Source organism: Sphingopyxis sp. C-1 (assembly GCF_001047015.1).
Classification (GTDB): domain Bacteria; phylum Pseudomonadota; class Alphaproteobacteria; order Sphingomonadales; family Sphingomonadaceae; genus Sphingopyxis.
On record NZ_BBRO01000002.1, the window covers coordinates 791,317 to 812,855 of the forward strand.

General features: G+C 64.3%; 24 protein-coding genes. 16 read left to right on the forward strand and 8 right to left on the reverse strand.

The annotated features are described in order from the left end of the window. The first annotated feature begins 37 nt into the window (after positions 1-37). Positions 38-862, forward strand: a complete 825-nt coding sequence (locus tag SC1_RS18360; RefSeq protein ID WP_062185786.1) for an endonuclease/exonuclease/phosphatase family protein — start codon at positions 38-40, stop codon at positions 860-862. A gap of 3 nt (positions 863-865) precedes the next feature. Here SC1_RS18360 and SC1_RS18365 read toward each other — a convergent pair whose 3' ends face one another. Then, complete coding sequence (locus tag SC1_RS18365) at positions 866-1,786, reverse strand: ABC transporter ATP-binding protein (RefSeq protein ID WP_062186974.1); 921 nt, start codon at positions 1,784-1,786, stop codon at positions 866-868. Between the two features lie 102 nt (positions 1,787-1,888). Here SC1_RS18365 and SC1_RS18370 point away from each other — a divergent pair, with 102 nt between their 5' ends. The 13 genes from SC1_RS18370 (at position 1,889) to SC1_RS18430 (ending at position 13,751) form a co-directional block, all read left to right on the forward strand. Next, positions 1,889-2,449, forward strand: coding sequence for a DUF4402 domain-containing protein (locus SC1_RS18370; protein ID WP_238586777.1), 561 nt, complete (start codon positions 1,889-1,891; stop codon positions 2,447-2,449). Between the two features lie 136 nt (positions 2,450-2,585). After that, positions 2,586-2,783 carry a zinc-finger domain-containing protein gene (locus SC1_RS18375; RefSeq protein ID WP_062185790.1) on the forward strand — a complete coding sequence of 66 codons (198 nt, stop codon included), beginning with the start codon at positions 2,586-2,588 and terminating at the stop codon, positions 2,781-2,783. A 231-nt stretch (positions 2,784-3,014) separates the two neighbouring features. Beyond that, positions 3,015-3,464: a DUF4402 domain-containing protein gene (locus SC1_RS18380; RefSeq protein WP_062185792.1), complete on the forward strand. Its 450-nt coding sequence runs from the start codon at positions 3,015-3,017 to the stop codon at positions 3,462-3,464. A gap of 42 nt (positions 3,465-3,506) precedes the next feature. After that, the gene (gene tldD / locus SC1_RS18385) at positions 3,507-4,949 is read left to right on the forward strand and encodes a metalloprotease TldD (protein ID WP_062185794.1); all 1,443 of its coding nucleotides are present in this window, start codon (positions 3,507-3,509) and stop codon (positions 4,947-4,949) included. 209 nt (positions 4,950-5,158) lie between these two features. Continuing rightward, positions 5,159-6,376, forward strand: a complete 1,218-nt coding sequence (locus SC1_RS18390; protein WP_062185796.1) for a hypothetical protein — start codon at positions 5,159-5,161, stop codon at positions 6,374-6,376. An 82-nt stretch (positions 6,377-6,458) separates the two neighbouring features. Next, positions 6,459-6,857: a hypothetical protein gene (locus tag SC1_RS18395; protein ID WP_062185799.1), complete on the forward strand. Its 399-nt coding sequence runs from the start codon at positions 6,459-6,461 to the stop codon at positions 6,855-6,857. A 64-nt stretch (positions 6,858-6,921) separates the two neighbouring features. Continuing rightward, on the forward strand, positions 6,922-7,506 hold the full coding sequence (locus SC1_RS18400) for a DUF924 family protein (RefSeq protein ID WP_062185800.1): 585 nt from the start codon (positions 6,922-6,924) through the stop codon (positions 7,504-7,506). 28 nt (positions 7,507-7,534) lie between these two features. Continuing rightward, positions 7,535-8,098 carry a pyridoxamine 5'-phosphate oxidase family protein gene (locus SC1_RS18405; protein WP_062185802.1) on the forward strand — a complete coding sequence of 188 codons (564 nt, stop codon included), beginning with the start codon at positions 7,535-7,537 and terminating at the stop codon, positions 8,096-8,098. Then, on the forward strand, positions 8,098-8,310 hold the full coding sequence (locus tag SC1_RS18410; protein ID WP_062185804.1) for a DUF2007 domain-containing protein: 213 nt from the start codon (positions 8,098-8,100) through the stop codon (positions 8,308-8,310). The genes SC1_RS18405 and SC1_RS18410 overlap by 1 nt, the downstream gene beginning before the upstream one ends. Positions 8,311-8,433: 123 nt before the next feature. After that, positions 8,434-9,132: an endonuclease/exonuclease/phosphatase family protein gene (locus SC1_RS18415; RefSeq protein ID WP_062185806.1), complete on the forward strand. Its 699-nt coding sequence runs from the start codon at positions 8,434-8,436 to the stop codon at positions 9,130-9,132. A 192-nt stretch (positions 9,133-9,324) separates the two neighbouring features. Continuing rightward, a complete protein-coding gene (locus SC1_RS18420) occupies positions 9,325-9,663 on the forward strand; it encodes a P-II family nitrogen regulator (RefSeq protein WP_003043080.1) in 339 nt (112 codons plus the stop codon). Between the two features lie 17 nt (positions 9,664-9,680). Then, entirely contained in the window at positions 9,681-11,018 is a 1,338-nt protein-coding gene (locus SC1_RS18425; protein ID WP_062186977.1) for an ammonium transporter, read from the forward strand. A gap of 294 nt (positions 11,019-11,312) precedes the next feature. Next, entirely contained in the window at positions 11,313-13,751 is a 2,439-nt protein-coding gene (locus tag SC1_RS18430; protein WP_062185808.1) for a TonB-dependent receptor, read from the forward strand. 232 nt (positions 13,752-13,983) lie between these two features. Here the strand turns inward: SC1_RS18430 and SC1_RS18435 are convergent, their stop codons facing one another. Together SC1_RS18435 and SC1_RS18440 are read right to left on the reverse strand one after the other, a co-directional pair. Then, the gene (locus SC1_RS18435; protein ID WP_062185810.1) at positions 13,984-14,463 is read right to left on the reverse strand and encodes a hypothetical protein; all 480 of its coding nucleotides are present in this window, start codon (positions 14,461-14,463) and stop codon (positions 13,984-13,986) included. Continuing rightward, positions 14,460-14,834, reverse strand: a complete 375-nt coding sequence (locus tag SC1_RS18440; protein ID WP_062185812.1) for a VOC family protein — start codon at positions 14,832-14,834, stop codon at positions 14,460-14,462. The genes SC1_RS18435 and SC1_RS18440 overlap by 4 nt, the downstream gene beginning before the upstream one ends. A 96-nt stretch (positions 14,835-14,930) precedes the next feature. Here SC1_RS18440 and SC1_RS18445 point away from each other — a divergent pair, with 96 nt between their 5' ends. Beyond that, complete coding sequence (locus SC1_RS18445; protein ID WP_062185814.1) at positions 14,931-15,470, forward strand: winged helix-turn-helix transcriptional regulator; 540 nt, start codon at positions 14,931-14,933, stop codon at positions 15,468-15,470. Positions 15,471-15,555: 85 nt separating this feature from the next. Here the strand turns inward: SC1_RS18445 and SC1_RS18450 are convergent, their stop codons facing one another. The 4 genes from SC1_RS18450 to SC1_RS18465 all read right to left on the reverse strand — a co-directional run bounded on the left by SC1_RS18450 (position 15,556) and on the right by SC1_RS18465 (position 18,984). Then, on the reverse strand, positions 15,556-17,142 hold the full coding sequence (locus tag SC1_RS18450) for a GMC family oxidoreductase (RefSeq protein ID WP_062185816.1): 1,587 nt from the start codon (positions 17,140-17,142) through the stop codon (positions 15,556-15,558). A gap of 96 nt (positions 17,143-17,238) precedes the next feature. Next, positions 17,239-18,153: a sterol desaturase family protein gene (locus tag SC1_RS18455; protein WP_083435992.1), complete on the reverse strand. Its 915-nt coding sequence runs from the start codon at positions 18,151-18,153 to the stop codon at positions 17,239-17,241. Further along, on the reverse strand, positions 18,146-18,553 hold the full coding sequence (locus tag SC1_RS18460; protein ID WP_062185820.1) for a hypothetical protein: 408 nt from the start codon (positions 18,551-18,553) through the stop codon (positions 18,146-18,148). Before SC1_RS18460 ends, SC1_RS18455 begins: the two co-directional genes overlap by 8 nt. After that, on the reverse strand, positions 18,550-18,984 hold the full coding sequence (locus SC1_RS18465) for a TIGR01244 family sulfur transferase (RefSeq protein ID WP_062185822.1): 435 nt from the start codon (positions 18,982-18,984) through the stop codon (positions 18,550-18,552). The genes SC1_RS18460 and SC1_RS18465 overlap by 4 nt, the downstream gene beginning before the upstream one ends. Before the next feature lie 104 nt (positions 18,985-19,088). Here SC1_RS18465 and SC1_RS18470 point away from each other — a divergent pair, with 104 nt between their 5' ends. Continuing rightward, positions 19,089-19,706: a GNAT family N-acetyltransferase gene (locus SC1_RS18470; protein ID WP_193749219.1), complete on the forward strand. Its 618-nt coding sequence runs from the start codon at positions 19,089-19,091 to the stop codon at positions 19,704-19,706. A 26-nt stretch (positions 19,707-19,732) separates the two neighbouring features. Here SC1_RS18470 and recQ read toward each other — a convergent pair whose 3' ends face one another. Then, complete coding sequence (gene recQ / locus SC1_RS18475) at positions 19,733-21,511, reverse strand: DNA helicase RecQ (RefSeq protein ID WP_062185827.1); 1,779 nt, start codon at positions 21,509-21,511, stop codon at positions 19,733-19,735. Between the last annotated feature and the right edge of the window lie 28 nt (positions 21,512-21,539).

A 21,539-nucleotide genomic window follows, 5' to 3' on the forward strand; every position in this document is an offset into this window, starting at 1 on the left:
GGGGGATCGAAGACACCGGCCAAGGGAATTTGTCGACGTGCTCAAATCTGAACTTGCCCGGCGCGCCCTGCTGGCCGGGATTGCGGGGCTTCCGCTCGCGGCCTGTGCGCATCGCATCGACACGGGCGCTGCGGGCCGGCTTGGTGTCGCGACGTTCAACATATGGCACGATGCCGGCGGCCAGTGGCCGAAACGGCTATCGCTGCTGACGGCTGCGCTGCGCGGCGCCGACGCCGATATCATCGCGCTCGAGGAGGTGCTTGAGGATACAGCCAAGGGCCTGCCCAACCAGGCGGCAACGATCGCGCGCGATCTCGGCTATGCGGAAGTCCATTTCGTCTCGCCCGATCCCGAAAGCGCGCCAAGGCGTTTCGGCAATGCCATCCTGACGCGGCTTCCGGTGATCGAGGTCGCGCGGCGCAAGCTCGAGCCCCTATCCGATTATCGCACCGCGATCCGCGTGCGGGTGCGGACCGGCGGCGGGCCGGTCGATGTCGTCGCAACGCATCTCGCCTGGCAGCCCGAGGCGGCCGCCGTCCGGGCCGAACAGGTCGCCGACCTCCTCGCCTGGCTGCCGCAGGACGGCACCCCGCTCGTCGTGATGGGCGACTTCAACGCGCCGCTGGACGATCCCGGCCTTGCAGCGCTGGGTCCACCACGCTTCGCCTCCGCGCTCGCGCCGGGCGCGGCGCCTACCACGCTGAACCCGGCCCGAGGCCATGCGCCGCGCGTGATCGATCATATCTTCGCTGAATCAGCGCATTTCGTCATCGCCGCCGCGAAAATCATCGGTAGCGAGGCCGTGGACGGCGAATATCCGTCGGACCATTTCGGAGTTGCGGCGCAACTGACGCACCGCTGAGGCTCAGGCTGCGCTGCGCGTCAGGTTAAGGAACACATCCTCCAGGTCGGCCTCGCGCGTCGACACGTCGACGATGCCATGCCCCATCGCATTGACCGCGGCTAGAACCTCTCCCGCGTTCATCCGGTCCTTGTTGTAGCTGATCGCAAGGCCGCGTGTCCCATCGCGCTCGACCTTCTCGAACGCCGGATGCGTCGGCAGCACCGTGACATCGGCATCGAGCGTCACGACGACGATTTTTTCGCGCGCCATATCGACCAGCTCGCGCGTCGGCTTGTTCGCGATCAGCTTGCCATGGTTGATGATCGCGATCCGATCGCAAAGCTCCTCGGCTTCCTCCAGATAGTGCGTCGTGAGCACGACAGTAACGCCGCGGTCGTTGAGGCTCTGCACATATTCCCAAAGCTGTTGCCGAAGCTCGATATCGACCCCCGCGGTCGGTTCGTCGAGGACAATGATCGGCGGCGAATGCACCATCGCCTTGGCGACGAGCAGACGGCGCTTCATGCCCCCGGACAGCGTGCGGGCATAGGCGTCGCGCTTGTCCGACAGATGGACCGCCGCGAGCAGTTCGTCCGAAATACGCTTGTCCTTTGGTACGCCGTAAAGCCCCGCCTGATTCTCCAGCGTCTCATATGGCGTGAAAAAGGGGTCGAAGACGATTTCCTGCGGCACGATGCCGATCGAATATTTGGCGTTGCGCGGGTCGGCGTCGATATCGAAGCCCCAGATGCTCGCATGGCCGCTCGTCTTGTTGACCAGCCCAGCGAGGATATTGATCAACGTCGACTTGCCCGCGCCGTTCGGGCCGAGCAGGCCGAAGATCTGGCCACGCGGCACGTCGAAACTGACATTGTCGAGCGCCTGCTTGCCGCCGGCATAAAGTTTGGAGACGGCGTCGATGCGGATGGCGGCTTCACTCATGCCCGCCTCCATAGCCGCGCACCCGGATGTGCGAAAGCCTGCTAATTTTTCCTCTGCGCCGCGTTAACGCTAAATTGGAAACTCGCCGCTAGAGCGACATCTGTGAGGACCAGCCACATCATTTGCCCGCTGCTGATGCAGCGCGGCCTAGCCATCTTTGCGCTCCTGATCGCGCCCACTGCCGCTTCGCCGGCGCTGGCGCAGAACAGCGCGCAAGGAGAAGCCGAAGCCATCGTGCTTCGCCCACTCAGCTTCTTCAAGGTCAACGACCTCGATTTCGGCAGCATCATCGCGTCGGGAACGTCGGGAACCGTGCGACTTGCGCCCGACGGCACACGCACCCGGACCGGCGGCGTGACGCTCGCAGGGAACGGCGGCGAGCCCGCGCGCTTCGCGGGGCTCGGAACCCCGAACCGTCAGGTCAACATCTCGCTCGGATCGAACACTATCTGGATCACCGGCCCGGGAGTGCGGATGCGCGTGCGCGACTTCGAGATCGGCAGCACGCCGACGGCGATCCTTTCGACCACGCCGACGCGCTTCAGCATCGCCAGCGCGCTCGGCAATTACAACTTCCCGGTCGGCGGGACGCTCGAAGTCGGCGCCAACCAGGTACCCGGGGACTACAGCGGCACATTCACGATCACCTTGAACTATCTTTAGCCTTTCCTGTGGGGGGAAGACGGCACCGGGGGACCACTTGCGCCCGGATGGGCGCATGCGCCGGTGCCGTCACGGCCCTCCCCTCATGCGCGGACCCGATTGCCGAGCCCTTGCGGCCTTGCTATGGGCGCGGTCGATGACCCAGCCCGCACCCGAAACCATTCGCACGCCCAAGACCCGCATCGCCTGCGACGGCACCGGCGACGGCCTCGCCAATGCGGCGCTCGGCCACCCCCGCGTATGGCTTGAAATCGACACCGACGAAGGCTTCGCCGATTGCGGCTATTGCGATCGCCGCTTCATTCTCATCGGCGGGATCGCCGATAAAGGTTAGGCGCTGGCGGAATCGCCGATCAGAGCAGAATTTCCGCGGCCGGAAGTAAACGCTCGATTCACCAACCCCATGCATCGATGATGAAGGTCCCACTGGCATAAGATGTGCCAGACAGGAGCAGAATCTGTGGGGATTCGAGGGACCAGAAACTGTCGGGGAGCGACTCGCGCCCTGACGATCGCCGCGACAGCGGCGAGCGCGGCGCTGTGCTTACCCGCGCAAGCAGCCGATATGCCCGGGACCGCCAACGCGGCGGTCGTTCGGCCGAATACGCTGATCAAGACCGACGATCTCGATTTCGGTACGCTGATCAGCGGCGCAACGGGCGGCACGGTGACGATCAACCCAATCACCAATGCGCGCACGACCGGCGGCGGCGTCACCCCCGTCGGCTCGGCCGCGCAACGCGCGGTGTTTCAGGGCACCGGCGGCATCTTGCTCATCACCGTGTCGGGTAGCACCACGGTCACCCTAACGCGTGCCGGCGGCGGCGCGGCACCAATGACCGCAAGCCTTGTCCGCGCCGCGAGCACCAGCGGCGGCGGCATCGCGCTGCTTGGCGGGACATTGCTGCCGAGCGGGGTGCAAACCTATTATATCGGCGGAACACTCACCCTCCCGGCGAACCAGCCCGAGGGCGACTACAGCGGCACCTTTACGCTCACCGTCAATTATCTCTGAGGAATCTTTGCGGTCGGCGGGCGCCGCGCCTATATCGCTTCCATGACAAGCCCGACCGATCCCCGCCGCTTCCTCTATCGCGCCGACGCGCTCGACCCCGATCTGGCGCAAAAGCTGGCGCGCGAAGCGCTGGCAAAGGCCGACGACGGCGAACTTTATCTGCAATATCGCGCGACGGAGAGCTTCGGCTTCGACGACGGCCGGCTCAAGACTGCCGACTATTCGACCGACGCCGGCTTTGGCCTCCGCGCCGTGTCGGGTGAGATGACCGGCTTTGCGCATGCAAGCGATATCAGCGCGGGCGCGATCCGCCGCGCTGCCGAAACGCTCGCGCTGCTCGATCCGTCGAACCAAGCCCATGCCGCGCCCCCGCCACGCACCAACCGTCACCTCTATGACGAGGCGAACCCGCTCGACCTCATCCCCTTCGCAAAGAAGGTCGCGCTTTGTCAGGAAATCGATGCCGCCGCGCGCGCGCGCGATCCGCGCATCGTCCAGGTTTCGGTCGCACTCGCGGGCAGTTGGTCGGTGGTCGAGATCGTCCGCGCCGACGGCTTCCTCGCGACCGATATCCGCCCGCTGGTCCGCCTCAACGTCTCAATCGTGGTCGAGGAGAATGGGCGGCGCGAAAGCGGCTATTTCGGCCTCGGCGGCCGCTACATGTACGATCATCTGTTCGAACCCGCGCAGTGGAACCGTGCGATCGACGAAGCGCTTAATCAGGCGCTCGTCAATTTGCGCGCTGTCGATGCGCCCGCGGGCGAATTCACCGTGCTGCTCGGCCCCGGCTGGCCCGGCGTGCTGTTGCATGAAGCCGTCGGCCATGGGCTCGAAGGCGATTTCAACCGCAAGGGCACGAGCGCCTTTTCGGGCCGGATCGGTGAACGCGTCGCCGCGTCCGGCGTCACGGTGGTCGACGATGGCGCGATGGAAAGCCCGATCGGGGGCGGCCGCCGTGGCTCGCTCAGCATCGACGACGAAGGCACTCCGACAGGCGAGACGATCCTGATCGAGGACGGCATCTTGAAGGGCTATATGCAGGACCGCCTCAACGCGCGCCTGATGGGCGTCGAGCCGACCGGCAACGGCCGCCGAGAAAGTTTTGCGCACGCGCCGATGCCGCGGATGACCAACACGTTCATGCGCGGGGGCAATGACGACCCTGCCGAACTGCTGAGCCGCGTCAAGAATGGCATTTTCGCAAAAAGCTTTGGCGGCGGACAAGTCGATATCGTGTCGGGCAAGTTCGTTTTCAGCTGCACCGAGGCGTATAAGATCGAGAATGGCAAGCTGGGCGACTCGATCAAGGGCGCGACCCTGATCGGCGACGGGCCGAGCGTGCTGACCAAAGTCACGGGGATCGGCAACGACATGGCCATCGACGAAGGTATCGGCATCTGCGGCAAGGGCGGCCAGAGCGTCCCCGCCGGGGTCGGCCAGCCGACCTTGCTGGTGAGCGGGCTGACCGTCGGCGGCACGGCTTAAATCCACAAGTAATTCGTCATTGCGAGCGTAGCGAAACAATCCAGAGCAGTTTACGCGGGCGCTGGATTGCTTCGCTACGATCGCAATGACGAAGGCCTGTGACCCTGCTCACTTGGCGTTCGCCCCTCGCGCGCATATAGCTCTCCCCAACAAAAGAAGAATCGGGTCGCATCATCCGCGGGGGCACTCCCTGCAACAGGGAGGATAATATGCGTTCGAGTCTGCGTTTCGTTTCCGTGGCCGCCGTGGCCGCGATTCTCGCCGCCGTTCCCGGCTCGGCGCAAAAGACCACCGGCCCCAAAGAGCGTTACGAGATGGACGTCGCCACGATGTCGGGCTTTGCTGCGATGGCGGGCGGCAAGGGCGGCCTCGGCGGCGCGATGGGGATGATGTTCGGGGGCGATCCGTCGAGCAAGGTCGCGCACCAGCTTCTCCTCCGCCTCGGCTCGAACGACGCAGCCACCGCGCCGCCGCCGAAGGGCGATCATTTCTTCCAGCCGCAGGCCAAGATGGGCAAATCGGTCCCCCTGTTCTGGGAGGAAGGAAAGGAAGAAACCGGCACGACGCCGTTCGAACGCCCGAAAGGTCGCCTGCTCCTCTATTGGGGCTGCGGCGCGAAAGCGGGCCCCGGCCAGCCGGTCGTGATCGATTTCGCCAAGGTCGCCGCGGGACAGGTCCCGCCGAACCTCTTCTCGAGCGCGGTGCCGGTCATCCGCGAAGTGAGCAAGGCGAACAGCCGTTCCTATATCGACTGGCCGAACAAGAAGGGCGGCCGGCAGCCCGGATCGGACTCGTCGCTGCTCGGCGCGCACCGTGTCGCAAGCAATATTGGGCCCGACATCAACTTTACGCTGGCGCAGGACTATATGCAGGGGCTTAGCGCCTCGACCGCGATCCAGGGCGATCAGTCGGTGATGGTGCGCTGGAATTCGGTGCCCGGTGCCACCGGCTATGTTGCCTGGACGATCGGCGGGATGGGCAATGGCGGCGGCAAGAACGACCTTGGCGATATCGTCTGGTGGACGAGCAGCGCGTCGAAGGAGTTCGGCGGCGGGCTCTGGGACTGGCTTCCTCCGTCGGTCGTCGCGAACCTGATCACCAAGAAGATCGTGATGCCGCCATCGCAGACGAGCTGCCAGATCCCCGCCGAGGTCAAAAAGGCATCGGGCGAGATGCTGCTCGGCAATTTGAACGCCTTTGGTCCCGAGGCGAATTTCTCCTATCCGCCCAAGCCCGCGGGCAATGCGGTGTGGAATATCGACTGGACCGCGAAAGTCCGCTTCCGCTCGCACACGATGCTGCTGGTCGGCGCCGATTTCGGCGGCATGGGAGGCGCGTCGACCGGTGGCAGCACCCCGGCCGAGCCGGCGAAAAAGAAGAAGTGCAAGGGTCCGCTTGGCATCCCCCTCCCCGACGGGGCGTGCTGAATCGGCGGTGAGTCAGCCCCTGTTCACCCGCGTGCGCCTATGGCGGCCGCGGGTAGGGTATGATGAAGACAGGAGTCGAACCATGCGTCACCTCATCCCGACGCTTTTTGTCGCCGCAGCGCTCGCCGCTGTGCCCGCCACCGCGCGCGAAAAGCTCGCGCCCGAGGACCAGCTCGCCAAGCTGCTCGAAGGGCGCGTCGCCGGCAAACCGCAAAATTGCATCCCGCTTTCCACGACGCAAAGCTCGCAGATCATCGACAAGACGGCGATCGTCTATCGGGTCGGCAGCACGCTGTGGGTAAACCGGCCCAAAGGTGGAGCCGAATCGCTCGACGACGACGATATCCTCGTCCTCAAAACGTCGGGAAGCCAGCTGTGCAGCATCGATACGCTCGAACTGCACGACCGCACGAGCCATATGTACAGCGGCTTCGTGTCGCTCGGTGAATTCGTTCCCTATCGGCGCGCCAAGGGCGAATAGCGGGCGCTGACCTTGTGTTGTCATCCCGGCTTTCGCCGGGATGACAATGCGCTATGGTTCGCGAATGACCGATAATCTGCAAGACGTCCGCGACAATATGCCGCCTCCCGCCGACTGGCCCCGCCAACTCCTCGCATTCTGGTTTGACGACCATGGCATGGACGATTGGTATGGCGGCGGTGCCGATTTCGACGATGCCGTGCGAAATCTGGCGGAAGGGTGGCACGACGCGCTCCGTTCGCAGCCTGCCGAGACCTTCCTGACCGACCCCGACACTGCGCTTGCGGCGACGATCCTGTTCGATCAGGTCCCACGCAACATCTATCGGGGCCACGCCGACGCCTTCGCGACCGACGATCTCGCGCGCGCGATCGCGCGCGGCATTGTCGAACGCGGCTGGCACGAAAACCTGCCGGACGAACGGCGCCAATTCGCCTGTCTTCCCTTCCAGCACAGCGAAAATATGGACGACCAGCGCGAATCGCTGCGCCTGTTCGCGCAGTTCGACGACCCGATGTTCCAGGATTATGCGCAAAAGCATTTCGATGTGGTCGACCGGTTTGGCCGCTTCCCGCACCGCAACGAAGCGCTTGGCCGCGCGACCCGGCCCGACGAGGACGCGGCGATAGAAGAGGGCAGAAATTGGTGATAGGCACCGCGCGATACGGAGAAAAGCCATGGCCGAATTCACCGATACGCTGACCGACAAGCATATCGCCTTTATCGAAAGGCAGCCGGTCTATTTCACCGCGACCGCCGCCGCCGATGCGCGGATAAACCTGTCGCCCAAGGGCTATGCGGATAGCTTCCGTGTCCTTTCGAACGCCCAGGTCGCCTACCTCGACCTCGGCGGATCGGGTAACGAAACGCACGCGCATCTCGCCGCCGACGGGCGCATCACGATCATGTTCTGCGCCTTCGACCGCACCGCATTGATCCTGCGCATCTATGGCCGCGGGCGTCCCGTGCTGCCGCAGGATGCCGAATGGGACGCGCTCGCCGCGAACTTCAACCTGATACCCGGCACGCGCCAGATCTTCGTGATCGACGTCGAAAGCGTCCAGACGAGTTGTGGCTGGGGGGTGCCGATGATGGAATTGCAGCACGAGCGCGACACGCTGCAGAAATATCATCGCCAGGCCGACCGCGACCTGTGGGTCGAAAAGTTCAAGGGCCGGACGAAAAGCATCGACGGCCTGCCGACGCGTCCGACCGACCGCTTCATTACGGGCGAAGCCTGATGCCATTGGTCGAGCTGGTGCGTCTTCCCAATGGGGCCGAGGCCGAGTTGCTGCGCGGCCGATTGGAAAGCGCGGGCGTACATGCCGTGTGCTTCGACGCCGGCATGAACATCGCCGAAAGCGTCGGATTTCTGATCCCCGTGCGCGTGATGGTGCTCGACGAGGACCTCGCCGAAGCGCAGGCGCTGATCGCAGAATTCGAGGCCGGTTAGCAACCCAACCCCACCTCCGTTCGTCCTAAGCTTGTCGAAGGACCGTTTTTCCTTGAATGAAAGAAGGACAGTGCTTCGACAAGCTCAGCACGAACGGAAGATAGGCCAGTTCAAATCTCACCCATGATCAAGGTCGCCAGTTACAATATGCGCAAGGGCATCGGGCTCGACCGGCGCCGCGACCCCGGGAGGGTGCTTTCGGTGCTGCGCGAAGTCGACGCCGATATCGTCGCGCTGCAGGAGGCCGACCGCCGCTTTGGCACACGGGCGAGCGCCATCCCGCCGCATATGTTCGAAGAACATAGCGACTATGTCCCCGTCGACCTGCTCAGCGGGCGACCCTATGCGATCGGCTGGCACGGCAATGCGTTACTCGTGCGCAAGGGCGCCGAGGTCGAGGAAAGCCACGCGCTCCACCTGCCGACGCTCGAACCGCGCGGCGCCGTCGCGGCGACGGTGCGCATCGGCAACACACGGCTCCGCGTCGTCGGCATGCACCTCGATATTTCGGGGCTACGCCGCCGCCAGCAGGCGCGCGCGATCCTCCATCATGTCGCCGAGGGCGAGGAACTGCCGACGATCCTGATGGGCGACTGCAACGAATGGCGCGCGACCGGCGGCTGCCTTACCGATTTTGGGGTACAACATCGGCTGGTCGACACCGGCCACAGTTTCCACAGCCGCCGTCCGGTCGCCAAGCTCGACCGCATCTTCGCGACCCCCGACCTCGAAGCGGTCGACGCCGGGGTTCACCGCAGCGCCCTTGCCGCACGCGCATCGGACCATCTGCCGATCTGGGCCCGGTTCAAGGCAGCCGAATAGAAACCGTCGTCCCGCGAAGGCGACCGTCATTGCCCAAATATTAGGCAGTCGACTGCTTCGGCTGCCCAGTGAACGAACGATTGTTCGCGTCGCCGCTTCAAAACCGTCACAAAATGTTAACTTTCGCGCGCCCCGCGCAATCTGGCACGGCTGTTGCACCGCAACATGGTGCCATTAGCAAAAGGGGGCGTCATGAAGCTGATCCTGGCCATCATCAAACCATTCAAGCTCGACGAAGTACGCGAGGCGCTCACCGGTCTCGGCATTGCCGGCATGACCGTAACCGAGGTCAAGGGCTTCGGCCGGCAAAAGGGGCAGACCGAAATCTACCGCGGCGCCGAATATGCCACCAACATGGTGCCGAAAGTGAAGATCGAGCTCGTCTGCGACGATGCGCTCGCACCGCGCGTGGTCGAAACACTGCAGCAAAGCGCCGGCACCGGTTCGATCGGCGACGGCAAGATTTTCGTCCTCGACGTGGGTCAGGCCGTGCGCATCCGCACTGGCGAGACCGGCGAGGCGGCACTGTAATGACGAAGGGGGAAACTATGACGTTCGCAAATAAATTTGCGGCGAGCGCCGGGGCCGTCGGCCTCTCGCTTTTCGCCGCGCTGCCCGCCTGGGCGCAGGAAGCCGCCGCGGCGGCACCCGAGCCGGTAGTCGATAAGGGCGATACCGCCTGGATGATGACCTCAACCGTCCTCGTGCTGCTGATGATCCTGCCGGGCCTCGCGCTCTTCTACGGGGGTCTCACGCGTACCAAGAACATGCTGTCGACGATGACGCAGATCGGCGCCGCCGCCTGCCTCGCGATGATCATCTGGGTCATCTACGGCTACGGCCTCGCCTTCGGACCAGAAGGCAATGCCTTCATCGCCTGGGGCAAATTCTTCCTCGTCGGCGTGACGCCCGACAGCCTCGCCGACACATTCAGCGACGGCTTCAAGCTGCCCGAATATGTCTTCATCAGCTTCCAGATGACCTTTGCCGCGATCACCCTCGCGCTGGTTCTGGGGTCGGTGGTCGAGCGCATGAAGTTCGCCGCGGTGATGGTGTTCGGCGCAATCTGGCTGACGATCGTCTATTTCCCGATCGCGCACATGGTTTGGGCGGCTGGCGGCCTCTTCTTCGAAATGGGCGCGCTTGACTTCGCCGGCGGCACCGTGGTGCACATCAATGCGGGCGTCTCGGCGCTCGTCGCCGCGCTGATCCTCGGCAAGCGCATCGGCTATCAGAAGGAAATCATGGCGCCGCACTCGCTGACCCTCACGATGGTCGGCACTGGCATGCTCTGGGTGGGCTGGTTCGGCTTCAACGCCGGCTCGGCGCTCGAAGCCAATGGTTCGGCCGCGCTTGCGATGATCAACACCTTCGTTGCCACCGCATCGGCCGCCCTGTTCTGGATGCTCGCCGAAAAGCTTGCGGGCCACAAACCTTCGGCACTGGGCTTCTGCTCGGGCATTATCGCCGGCCTCGTCGCAGTGACCCCCGCCGCGGGCAATTCGGGGCCCTTCGGCGCCATCGTCCTTGGTGCGGTCGCCTCGCTGATCTGCTTCTATGCGGTGACGGTGCTCAAGCCCAAGCTCGGCTACGACGACTCGCTCGACGCCTTCGGCATCCACGGCATCGGTGGCATTGTCGGCGCGATTGGCACCGGCATCGTCTATGCTCCCAGCCTCGGCGGCCCTGGCGGCGACGATTTCGCGATCGGGCCGCAGCTCGTGACACAGATCTCTGCGGTCGCCGCAACGATTGTCTGGGCCAGCATCGGCACCGTGATCGCCATCTATGTCGCAAAGCTCCTCACCGGCCTCCGGGTCTCGGAAGAGGTCGAACGTGAAGGCCTCGATCTCGGCGAACATGGGGAGCGCGCCTACAACTATTGATCCAAGAGACAGGATACCCGTCGCCGTTCGCTCTCTCTCCTTTCAAACGGCGGCGACGGGATCCTACTGAGGTTCCTCCTGCGAACCACTGGCCGGGGCTTGTCCCCGGCCTTTTTTGCAATTGTGGCCGAAGGCCACGGGCCCGGGGCTTGCTTGAGGCCCATTTCTACTGTGGCCTGGATGCAACAGCGCGCGACGATTTTTCCGGCCCGCCCGTTTCATGCAACCTTGGCGCCGCCCGCGCACTCCTCTGCCGGACCAGTCAAAGAGCTGGCTTTCAGGAGGAGAATAAGGATGCTTGCACGTTCACAGATGCTGGCGGGCCTTTCGTTGCTTGCACTTGCGACAACGGCCCCCGCCGCGGCGCAGGACGCGCCCAAAGACAGCTACGACGGCAACGAGATTATCGTCACCGCGACAAAGCGCGACGCGAGCCTTCAGGACGTTCCCTTTTCGATCAACGCGCAAACCGAGCGGGCGATCGAGCGCGCGAATGCGAGCACGGTCGAGGATCTGTCGCGCAACGTCGCCGGCCTGACCGTCCAGAATCTCGGGCCGGGCCAGAGCCAGGTATCCGTGCGCGGCGTGTCGGCCGGCCAGATCGCGCGCGACCAACCGGGCGTGAAGGAACAGGTCGGCGTCTATCTCGACGAATCGGTCGTCTCGCTGTCGCTCTTCACCCCCGATCTCGACCTGTTCGACCTCAATCGTGTCGAGACGCTGCGCGGGCCGCAGGGCACGCTGTTCGGTTCGGGGTCGGTCGGCGGGACGCTCCGCTACATCACCAACCAGCCGAATACAGACCGCGTCGAGGGCAAGGTCGAAGGCAATGTGAACCTCGTCGACGGCGATGATTTCGGCGGTCACCTCAAGGGCGCGATCAACCTGCCGATAAGCGAAAACGTCGCGGTTCGTGCGGTCGGTTACTACACACGCTACGGTGGATTCATCAACGCGCTGCGCGAAGGCGGCGGCGTCAGCGAGGACGTCAACAGCGGCGAACGCTATGGCGGACGCATCGCAATCCGGCTCGAACCCACCGAGAATTTCTCGATTACGCCGCGCTTCCTCTATCAGAAGGTCACGACCGACGGCTTCAACCGTCAGGAAGTCTACAACCTCTACGCCAATCAATTCACGACGACGCGGCCGCAGGTCGCCTTCAAGGAACGCGAGCAATATCTGCTGCTCGACGAAGCTTTCAAGGACGAAGTCAAGCTTGCCGACCTGACGATGAACTTCGCGGGCGACGTCGTCGGCGTCACCTCCGTCACGACCTACACCGACCGCGACATCCTCGTCAGCCGCGATGCGAGCGCGCTGACCGGCAGCGTATCGTCCGACCTCGGCTTTCCCGACGCCGGCATCCTGTTGCCGTCGAACCTTGTCGACACGACGGGGGTCAAGCAGTTCACGCAAGAGATACGCTTGAATTCGACCGGCACCGGTCCGTTCCAATGGTTGATCGGCGGCTATTATGCCAACGTCAAACGCGACTATACCCAGCGCTTGCCGACGCCAGGTTACGACGCCTTCACCAACCAGTTTTTCATCAATGCCTGTAACGCCGACCCTGATGATTGCGGGCCCGGAGGCGTACCACTCACCGCCGCCGATATCGCCAACGGTTTCGGTCCCGATTCTCCATATAACGCAGACATTCCCTATGACCTGTCGCAGATCGCGATCTTCGGCGAAGTCAGCTACGACTTCACCGATCGGCTAACCGCAACTGTCGGTGGACGCTATTATGCCTTCGACGAAAGTCGGCGGTTCGTGTCGGGCGGACTTTTCCCCAATGGCGACAATGCGCGCGACAAGACTTCGTCAAGCGGCTTCTCGCCGCGCCTGCTGCTGAGTTACGACGTCGCCGACGGCATTACGCTCAACGCGCAGGCGTCGAAGGGCTTCCGCCTCGGCGGGGTCAACGATCCGCTCAACCTGCCGCTATGCGACGGCGGCAATGCCGGGGGACCCGATGCCGAAACCTTCGGCGGGCGGCCGCGCTACGACGACGAGACGCTGTGGAATTATGAGGGTGGGGTGAAGGCACAGTTCGGTGGCATCACCTTCAACGCGGCGGGATTTTACACCAAGATCAACAATCTGCAGGTCACCGCCGACGCCGGCAGTTGCTCGTCGCGCATCGTGTTCAACGCCGACGCGCACACGATGGGGCTTGAATTCGAACTCACCGCCAGCCCCGTCGCCGGGCTCGATCTGGGATTGTCGGGCAGTTATGTCGAGGCCGAGTTCGATTCGACGCTCACCCGCCCGAACGGGACGGTGATCGAGGGAATCCGCAACGGTAACCGCCTGCCATCGGTACCGAAGTTCCAGATGGCGGCGAACGCGACCTACAGCTTCCCGCTCGACGCATCGTCGGACACCAATGCCTTCGTCACCGCATCCTTCCAACATGTCGGCAGCCGATTCACGCAGCCCGGCGACCAGGAAAATAATCCGCGGACGTTCGAACATGGCTTCACTTTCGGCGGCGCGCCGATCGGCTCGACCACAACACTCGACCTCAAGCTTCCCGACTATCAGCTCGTCAATATCGGCGCCGGAATCGAGTTTCCCAATGAGCTCGAAATCTCGGTCTATGTGAACAATCTGCTCGACGAAAATGCGCTGCTCGCCTTCGATCGCGAGCGCGGCGGGCGCGCGCGCCTTGGCTTTGCGACGAACCAGCCACGCACATTCGGCGTCACGGTTCGCAAGGGCTTCTGAGGGGGAGAAATGGGCCGGGCGCAAACGCGGCCCGGCCCATTTTTAGGCGCTGAAATGTTGCACAAAATTTGCGCAGCATTGCCGCAATTTTAGTCTTTCCAACATGACATTAATATGGCATTCATTGCGTCAACAGTTTCAGGAGGGGAGAGCCTGAAAGGCTGGGCCGGGACGAAAGTCCCGGCCCTCTTTTTTTGTGCGCAGCACGAGTCCAACGTAAAATCGGCAGTTTTCAGCGGCTTGTGCGCGTGTAGCGCAGCATGGCAAAGACGCGCCAGCTTCCGTCATCCTGCAAAATCGAATCGCTGACGACGAGTCTGCCGCCCTCTTCAAGGACATAGGTCGACCGGCCGATCTCGACGTCGGCGCTGCCCCAATGCGTCCACCATTTCGTCGCATTCACTCCGCCGACAAGGGCGCGCGTGCGGCCATAGCTATCGGTCCATTTTCCGCGCACGCGCCCCTTCGCGTCGAGGGCGTAACCCGCCTCAGCCGAATAGGCGACCGGCGGCGCTCCCCCGATAATGAGGCGATAGGCGAGCGTCGTCATCCCACCTTCGCCCGCCGTAATATCGAGCGTCGCGGTCGCGGGCTTGCCGAAAGCCTCGCCCTCGCCGGACCAGCGCCCGTGCCAGCCGGCAAGCGACGGAGCCTGGGTGGCGGGCGGGGCCGGCGCAACCAGCGCCGCGACCGCCCACCAAAAGCCTGTCACGCCGCGCTCTCGGACTGCGAGAACATAAAGGCGTTGCCGTCGGGATCGTAGAAGGTGATGAGCTTCACCAGCCCCGGGATATGCTGGATATCACCGTCCTGCCGTACACCCTCTGCATCGAGATGGGCCTTCGCCTCGTCGATGTCGGCAACTTCGAACACATTGGTTGCGCCGCCACCCTGAACGACGCTCTCCACTTGGCTGAGCCCGATATTCACCCCCGCCATCGGTGTCTTCATTTCGCACCAGCCGATCTCGTCCGCACGATAGAGCAGTTCGCACTGCATCACCCGTTCGTACCAGGCGATCGCCGCGGTCATATCCCTGACACCCATCGAACAGGTGAGTTCGGATCCGATCTGAAGCGCCATGCCGTGTCTCCCTTTTCGCAAGACGACCAGCGCGAGCGAGAATCGCCCGGCCCATATCGCTTGCACCTATAGTCCGGTTTGTATAGTTAGTTGCAAATGCGGTCAACCACACCCGACCCACTGCTTGCGCAACTCGGCAGCCATCGCTGGCTCGTGCCGTTGCTCGCCGATCTTGCGGCGCATAAAGGGGCGCGGTTCGTTGAGCTGATCCATCGTCTGGGGCTGTCGCGCGACAGTCTCACGCGCACGCTGGAGGCCGCACAGGCGACCGGATGGGTCCAGCGCAACCCCGGCCACGGCCACCCGCTGCGGCCCGAATATATCCTGACCGAAGCGGGCGCTGCCGCCGCCACGCGCGCTGCAACGATCGCCGACGCACAGCAGGCAATCGGCCTGCCCCCCGGCGCCGCGACGCGCTGGGGCCTGCCGCTCGTCGCCGGGATCGGCGCGGGCCACGACCGCTTCAACGCGCTCGCGCGCCTGCTGGTCCCCGCGACGCCGCGTGCGTTGTCGCAGGGACTGACCGCGCTCGGCAAACACGGGCTGGTGACGCGCGAAATCGTCGACATGCGCCCGCCGGCAAGCCGCTATGATTTGACGGGGAGCGGGCGGTTGCTGGCCGAAGCATGCCTCTAACCCTCGTCATTGCGAGCGCAGCGAAGCAATCCAGAGCGGTTTGCGCGACCCTGGATTGCTTCGCTTCGCTCGCAATGACGAGTTCTTAGTTCAGCGCCGCCTTCACGAAATCGGCTGCGCGTTCGCCGATCATGATGCTCGGCGCATTGGTGTTCCCCGAAACGAGCCGCGGCATGATGCTCGCATCGGCGACCCACAGCCCGTCGACGCCGTTGAACTTCAACGTCGGATCGACCACCGCAGCCGCGTCATTCCCCATCCGGCACGTACCGACGGGGTGATAGACGGTATCGGCGCGAGCGCGGATCAGCGCGTCGAGCGCGGCATCATCCTCCAGATTCACGGGATGCCGGTCGATCCCGGCATAGTCCGCCAGCGGCGGCGCCGCCGCGATGCGGTGCATCATCCGAACGCCCGCACGCAGGGTCGCCATGTCGCGCTCGTCAGTCAGGAAACCCGGGTCGATTGCGGGCGCAGCCGCGGCATCGCCCGATGCGAGCCGAACCGACCCGCGACTCTCGGGCCGGAGCACGCAGGCATGGCACGAAAAACCGTGCCCCTTCACCTTCGTCCGCCCGTGATCCTCAAGCATCGCGGGGACGAAATGATATTGGATGTCGGGCGCGGGCAGGTCGGGGCGCGATTTCCAGAAACCGCCTGCCTCGGCGAAACAGGTCGTCATGATCCCGCTGCGCTTTGTCCGATGCTCAAAGATTGCCTTCACCATTCGCCAGGTGCCGCCAAGGCTGTCGCCGAACGGCTCGGTCGAGCGCGTCTCCCAGCTCGACACATAATCGATATGGTCCTGCAGGTTTTCGCCGACGCCGGCGCGATCGAGGGTGACGTCGATCCCCTTGTCCTTCAGGTGTGCGCCGGGCCCGATCCCCGACAGCATCAATATCTGCGGGCTGTTGAAGGCGCCTGCCGACAGAATCACCCCGCCGCGCGCGCGCAGCGTTTCGCGTTTCGAACCGCGACGGATCACGACCCCTGTCGCGCGGCCGTTTTCGACGATAATCTTTTCGACCAGCGCGCCGGTCCGCACCGCAAAATTCCCATGTTCGCGCAGCGGCTCGACATAAGCGCGCGCGGCCGACCATCGTTCGCCGCCCTTCTGCGTTACTTGATAGAGACCGAAGCCCTCTTGTTGCGCGCCGTTGAAATCGGCGGTGCGCGGCAGCTGCAGCGCCGCCGCGCTCTCTATGAAGCGCTTGCTTGTCACATTGGGCCAGCGCTGGTCCATGACGTTCAGCGGGCCGCCCGCGCCGTGAAACTCGTCGTCGCCACGCTCATTGCCCTCGCTGCGCTTGAAGAAGGGCAGCACGTCGGCATAGCTCCATCCGGTCGCGCCCAGCGCGGCCCACTGGTCATAGTCGAAAGCATGGCCGCGGATATAAACCATCGCGTTGATCGCGCTCGATCCGCCGAGCCCGCGCCCGCGCGGCTGATAGCCGATGCGGCCACCCAGGCCCGGCTGCGGCACCGTGTCGTATCGATAGTTCGACGATTTCGGGATGAAGGGCATGAATCCCGGTGTCTTGACCCGCACATTATCATTGCGACCGCCCGCCTCGACCAGACAGACAGTGCGTAAGCCATCCTCTGCAAGCCGCCCCGCCGCCGCACTCCCCGCGCTTCCGCCGCCGATAACGATAATGTCGAACTGATCCATGCTTGCGACTCTCCCTCGCGCCGCCCGCTGGCGGTCACCTCGAGTGCTTACATGAATGTCATTAAAGGGCGAAGCAAGCTACCAGATGGGCCAGTTCTACTCCGCCGGCTCTTCCACCGGCCGGCCCGCGGCCCAGCGCTCCTTGATCATCGCGCTCGTCTGCCGGCTGCCGTCGTGGCTCCAGCCGGGCTCGCGCCACATATAATCAAGCTTGTGTTGCCACGGCGCGTGCCACACGTCCTTCGCAATCCCCACCCATTCATGCACGGCGGCCCAGAGGATGTTGAAGCTGCCGAGCTGCTTGACGATGCCGTAACGGACCGGCTCGTCGTCGCGTTCGGCGACGAAGCTGCCGAACATCTTGTCCCAGATGATGAAGACACCCGCATAGTTCGCATCGAGATAGCGGGGGTTCACGCCATGATGGACACGGTGATGCGACGGGGTGTTCATCACCGCCTCGAACCATTTGGGCAGCCGCTTGATCGCCTCGGTATGAATCCAGAACTGGTAGATCAGGTTCAGCCCTGCGCAGAAAAAGACCATCGCGGGCGGAAAGCCGATCAGGAACAACGGCAGGCGGAACAGGAAGGTCAGGCTGAAAAAGCCCGTCCATGTCTGCCGCAGCGCGGTCGAGAGGTTATAGTGCTGCGAGCTATGGTGAATGACGTGGCTCGCCCAGAACCAGCGCACGCGATGCGCGCTCCTGTGAAAGGCGTAATAAGCGAGGTCGTCGAGAAAGAAGCAGAGGATCCACGCCCACCACCAGCTTTTGAACTCGATACCGATATCGAACAGGCGAAACTGATAGACCCACACCGACATGCCGATCACCGCAGCGCCGACGAGGGCACCCGCAACCTGGCTGACGGTCCCCAGCATCAGCGAGGTCAGCGTATCGCGCGCCTCATACCTGCTCTTGTCGGCACGCAGCGAGATCAGCATCTCGGCGATCAGCAGCAGGATGAAGGCGGGCACCGCATAGACGACGGGATCCGGCAATTTATCCACGGCTGAACTCGCGCATCCGGCTGGCCCACATCCCCGCTTCCTTCCCCAATTGCAGCGTCACCGCGCCGAATGTCTTCTCCGGCGTCGTCAGTGTCAGGAAATCCTTGTCCAGCCGCCCGATCACGCTGGCATCGACCGGCCGCGCGGCGAAAAAATTGCCGTGCGCGCGCACCAGCATCATCCGCCCCTCGGCATTGCGCACGATCGCGGCAAAGCCCGCGCGATCGCGCGCAACTTCTGTTCCGCGAAACCCCGCTTCGGCCTCTTCGGCAAGGCGGATCGCATGGTCGGCATCTTCGATCCGCGGATCGGCGCCGAGCCCTATTTTCCTGACCAGCCAGGCAACGAAAAGCACGGCGGCGAGCGATGCGCCAAGCTGGATCAACTCAGCCTGATTCATTTTTCGCCTGCAAGTGCGTCGAGCATCGGCCGCAACGCCGTCAGGTCATAACCCGCCTTCGCCGCGGTCTCGACGATGCCGTCGACATCGTCGCCGGCGCGCGCGCGCGTCAGCGCCCACAAATGCGTCGAACGCGTGCCCGACCGGCAATAGGCGAGGATCGGCCCCGTCGCATCGGTCAGCAATTTGTCGAGCACGTCGATCTGCGCATGGCTGAAGCCCGCATGGCCAATCGGGATCGCCGCATAGGCGAGCCCCTCGGCTGCGGCGGCGTGCGCAATCTCGTCACCCTGCGGCGCCGACGGCTCCTCGCCGTCGGGGCGGTTGTTGATCAGCATTGCGAAGCCTGCGGCCTTGGCCTCGGCCACATCCTCGATGCTGATTTGGGGGGCGACGCTGAAGTCGGCGGACAGGGTTCGAAAATCGCTCATGCCAGCGATCTACTCCCGCCGCCCGCTTGCTGACAAGCATGAAGGTGGAGCATGAAGTTGCGTTGTCGCTTTCCTTGCCTCGCGCATTGCCTATGGTCACGACCATGAACAAACATTTCGAATGGGCCTTCGGCTATTGCGCGGCTCGTGGATACGTAGAGCCGGTTGCCGCCACTCTTCCCTCGGCGCTGTGGTTCGATGCCGGCAAGCCCGACCAGACCGGCCGCTTCATCCTCGGGAATGCGTCGGGCAAAGCCGCAGCCGCAGCCTTCGCCGCGGTGGACGCGCCGCACATCTATGTCGACATCGCGGCCCCGCGTGACGCGATCCTGCCGCACGTTCCGCCGCGCGATCCGATGTGGCTGATGGCGGCCGGAACCGAAATACCCGCAGAGCGGCCCACGCCTGATTTCATGATTGAGGTCGATGAAGGCGCTCACCGTCTCGAGGCGGTGGCGCGGCACACCGACGGCTCGCTCGCCGCGCGCGGCGTCCTCGGCATCCACGGCGCCACCGCCGTCTATGACCAGATCGTCACCGAGCCGCAGTTCGCCCGCCGCGGGCTCGGCTCGGCAATCATGGCGGAACTAGGCCGCCTTGCCGCGCGCCGGGGCATCGCCGAAAGCCTGCTGGTCGCCACCGCAGACGGCAAGGCGCTTTACGAGCGGCTCGGCTGGACGCTACGCAGCGACATCGTTTCAGTGATTTCGCCGCCCGCCTGACCGATGCTCGCCGGTCCGGTCCGGCATCAATATTGCCGGATCACGTTCAGAAACGCGTCGCCCCACGCCTCGAGCTTCTTGCCGCCCACGCCCGGGATGTCGGCGAGCGCGCTCCGCGTCGCAGGACGTTCGCTCGCCATCGCGCGCAGCACAGCGTCGTGGAAGATGACATAGGGCGGGACGCCCGCCTCGGCGGCGAGCTCGCGCCGCGTGGCTCGAAGCGCGTCGAACAGGGGATCCCCGACAGGATTAGGCGTCGCGCTTGCACCGCCGCGCGACGCCCGCTGCGTCCGCTTTACCGGCGGTTCGGCCATCAGCACCGCGGTCTCGCCCTTCATCATCGCGCGCGCCGCGGGGCCAAGCATCAGCCCGCCATGCTCGGTCGTATCGAGCGCCTCGCGCGCCATCAGGCTGCGCACCAGTGGCTTGATCAGCCGCGCCTCCTCGCCCGCGACGATCCCGAACACCGATAATTTGTCGTGTCCCCGGCTCGCGATCCGCTCGTCGCTGCGTCCGGTCAGCACCGCCTCGATATGCCCCGCGCCAAAGCTTTGCCCGGTACGATAGACGGCGCTCAACAATTTCTGCGCGAGCACCGTCGCATCGACCTGGCGCCCGGGCTCGATGCAATTGTCGCAATTGCCGCAGCGTTCGGGCGGGTTCTCGCCGAAATGCCGCAGCAGCAGCGCGCGGCGGCATTCGACCGTCTCGACCAGCGCCGCGAGCGCATTCAATCGCACTCGCTCGCCCGCAACGCGTACCTCAGGCAACTCAGAAAGCCGCATGCGCGCGCGCGCGAAATCGTCGGCGCCCCATAGCATCATCGCCTCGGCAGGGTCGCCGTCGCGCCCCGCGCGGCCGGTTTCCTGATAATAGCTTTCGATCGATTTCGGCAGGCCGGCGTGCGCGACGAAGCGGACGTCAGGCTTGTCGATCCCCATGCCAAAGGCGACCGTCGCGGTGACGATACCATCCTCCGACGCGACGAAATCATGCTGCACCTGCGCGCGCCGTTCGGGGTCGAGCCCCGCGTGATAAGCGGCGACACTGCGGCCCGTCGCCGCCGCGATCTGTTCGGCAAGCCGCTCGGTACCATTGCGCGTCGGGGCGTAAACGATCCCCGGCCCCGGATTGGCAGCGATGAAATCGACGAGCTGTTTCGCCGGGCTGATCCGCGGGCGAACCGCATAACGGATATTCGGCCGATCGAAGCCCGCGAGGATCAGCCCGTCGGCCGGAATCCCGAGCTGGACGAGAATATCCTCGCGCGTGTGCTTGTCTGCCGTCGCGGTGAGCGCAAGCCGCGGCACCGCGGGAAAGGCATCGAGCAGCGGGCGCAGCAAGCGGTAATCGGGGCGGAAATCATGCCCCCATTCGGAAACGCAATGCGCCTCGTCGATCGCGAACAGCGCCGGCGTCTGCGCTTCGAGAAGGGTGCGAAACCCTTCGCCCGTCGCGCGCTCTGGCGCGACGTACAAGAGGTCGAGCTGTCCGTCGCGATATGCCTGCCGCGTATCGGCCCAGTCGGCATCGACGCTGGTAAGGCTCGCCGCGCGGATCCCCGCCGCACGCGCGCCGCGCAATTGATCATGCATCAGCGCGATCAGCGGCGACACGACAACGACGCAACCATTCAGCGCGACTGCGGGAAGCTGATAGGTCAACGACTTTCCCGCCCCGGTCGGCATCACCGCGAGCGTGCGCGCGCCCGCCATCACGCGATCGACAACCTCGCCCTGACGCCCGCGAAAGGCATCGAAACCGAATGTGGATTTGAGAAGCGGGAGGAGAGCGCCGGCGGACATTAAGTTGGCGATAGGAAGTTTGGACGAT

What these genes read in the sequence shown, in the direction of transcription:
- SC1_RS18365 (WP_062186974.1), bottom strand. Translation starts at nt 1,786, where the DNA reads ATGAGTGAAGCCGCCATCCGCATCGACGCCGTCTCCAAACTTTATGCC.
- SC1_RS18375 (WP_062185790.1), top strand. Translation starts at nt 2,586, where the DNA reads ATGACCCAGCCCGCACCCGAAACCATTCGCACGCCCAAGACCCGCATC.
- SC1_RS18380 (WP_062185792.1), top strand. Translation starts at nt 3,015, where the DNA reads ATGCCCGGGACCGCCAACGCGGCGGTCGTTCGGCCGAATACGCTGATC.
- tldD (WP_062185794.1), top strand. Translation starts at nt 3,507, where the DNA reads ATGACAAGCCCGACCGATCCCCGCCGCTTCCTCTATCGCGCCGACGCG.
- SC1_RS18390 (WP_062185796.1), top strand. Translation starts at nt 5,159, where the DNA reads ATGCGTTCGAGTCTGCGTTTCGTTTCCGTGGCCGCCGTGGCCGCGATT.
- SC1_RS18395 (WP_062185799.1), top strand. Translation starts at nt 6,459, where the DNA reads ATGCGTCACCTCATCCCGACGCTTTTTGTCGCCGCAGCGCTCGCCGCT.
- SC1_RS18400 (WP_062185800.1), top strand. Translation starts at nt 6,922, where the DNA reads ATGACCGATAATCTGCAAGACGTCCGCGACAATATGCCGCCTCCCGCC.
- SC1_RS18405 (WP_062185802.1), top strand. Translation starts at nt 7,535, where the DNA reads ATGGCCGAATTCACCGATACGCTGACCGACAAGCATATCGCCTTTATC.
- SC1_RS18410 (WP_062185804.1), top strand. Translation starts at nt 8,098, where the DNA reads ATGCCATTGGTCGAGCTGGTGCGTCTTCCCAATGGGGCCGAGGCCGAG.
- SC1_RS18415 (WP_062185806.1), top strand. Translation starts at nt 8,434, where the DNA reads ATGATCAAGGTCGCCAGTTACAATATGCGCAAGGGCATCGGGCTCGAC.
- SC1_RS18420 (WP_003043080.1), top strand. Translation starts at nt 9,325, where the DNA reads ATGAAGCTGATCCTGGCCATCATCAAACCATTCAAGCTCGACGAAGTA.
- SC1_RS18425 (WP_062186977.1), top strand. Translation starts at nt 9,681, where the DNA reads ATGACGTTCGCAAATAAATTTGCGGCGAGCGCCGGGGCCGTCGGCCTC.
- SC1_RS18430 (WP_062185808.1), top strand. Translation starts at nt 11,313, where the DNA reads ATGCTTGCACGTTCACAGATGCTGGCGGGCCTTTCGTTGCTTGCACTT.
- SC1_RS18440 (WP_062185812.1), bottom strand. Translation starts at nt 14,834, where the DNA reads ATGGCGCTTCAGATCGGATCCGAACTCACCTGTTCGATGGGTGTCAGG.
- SC1_RS18445 (WP_062185814.1), top strand. Translation starts at nt 14,931, where the DNA reads ATGCGGTCAACCACACCCGACCCACTGCTTGCGCAACTCGGCAGCCAT.
- SC1_RS18450 (WP_062185816.1), bottom strand. Translation starts at nt 17,142, where the DNA reads ATGGATCAGTTCGACATTATCGTTATCGGCGGCGGAAGCGCGGGGAGT.
- SC1_RS18460 (WP_062185820.1), bottom strand. Translation starts at nt 18,553, where the DNA reads ATGAATCAGGCTGAGTTGATCCAGCTTGGCGCATCGCTCGCCGCCGTG.
- SC1_RS18465 (WP_062185822.1), bottom strand. Translation starts at nt 18,984, where the DNA reads ATGAGCGATTTTCGAACCCTGTCCGCCGACTTCAGCGTCGCCCCCCAA.
- SC1_RS18470 (WP_193749219.1), top strand. Translation starts at nt 19,089, where the DNA reads ATGAACAAACATTTCGAATGGGCCTTCGGCTATTGCGCGGCTCGTGGA.
- recQ (WP_062185827.1), bottom strand. Translation starts at nt 21,511, where the DNA reads ATGTCCGCCGGCGCTCTCCTCCCGCTTCTCAAATCCACATTCGGTTTC.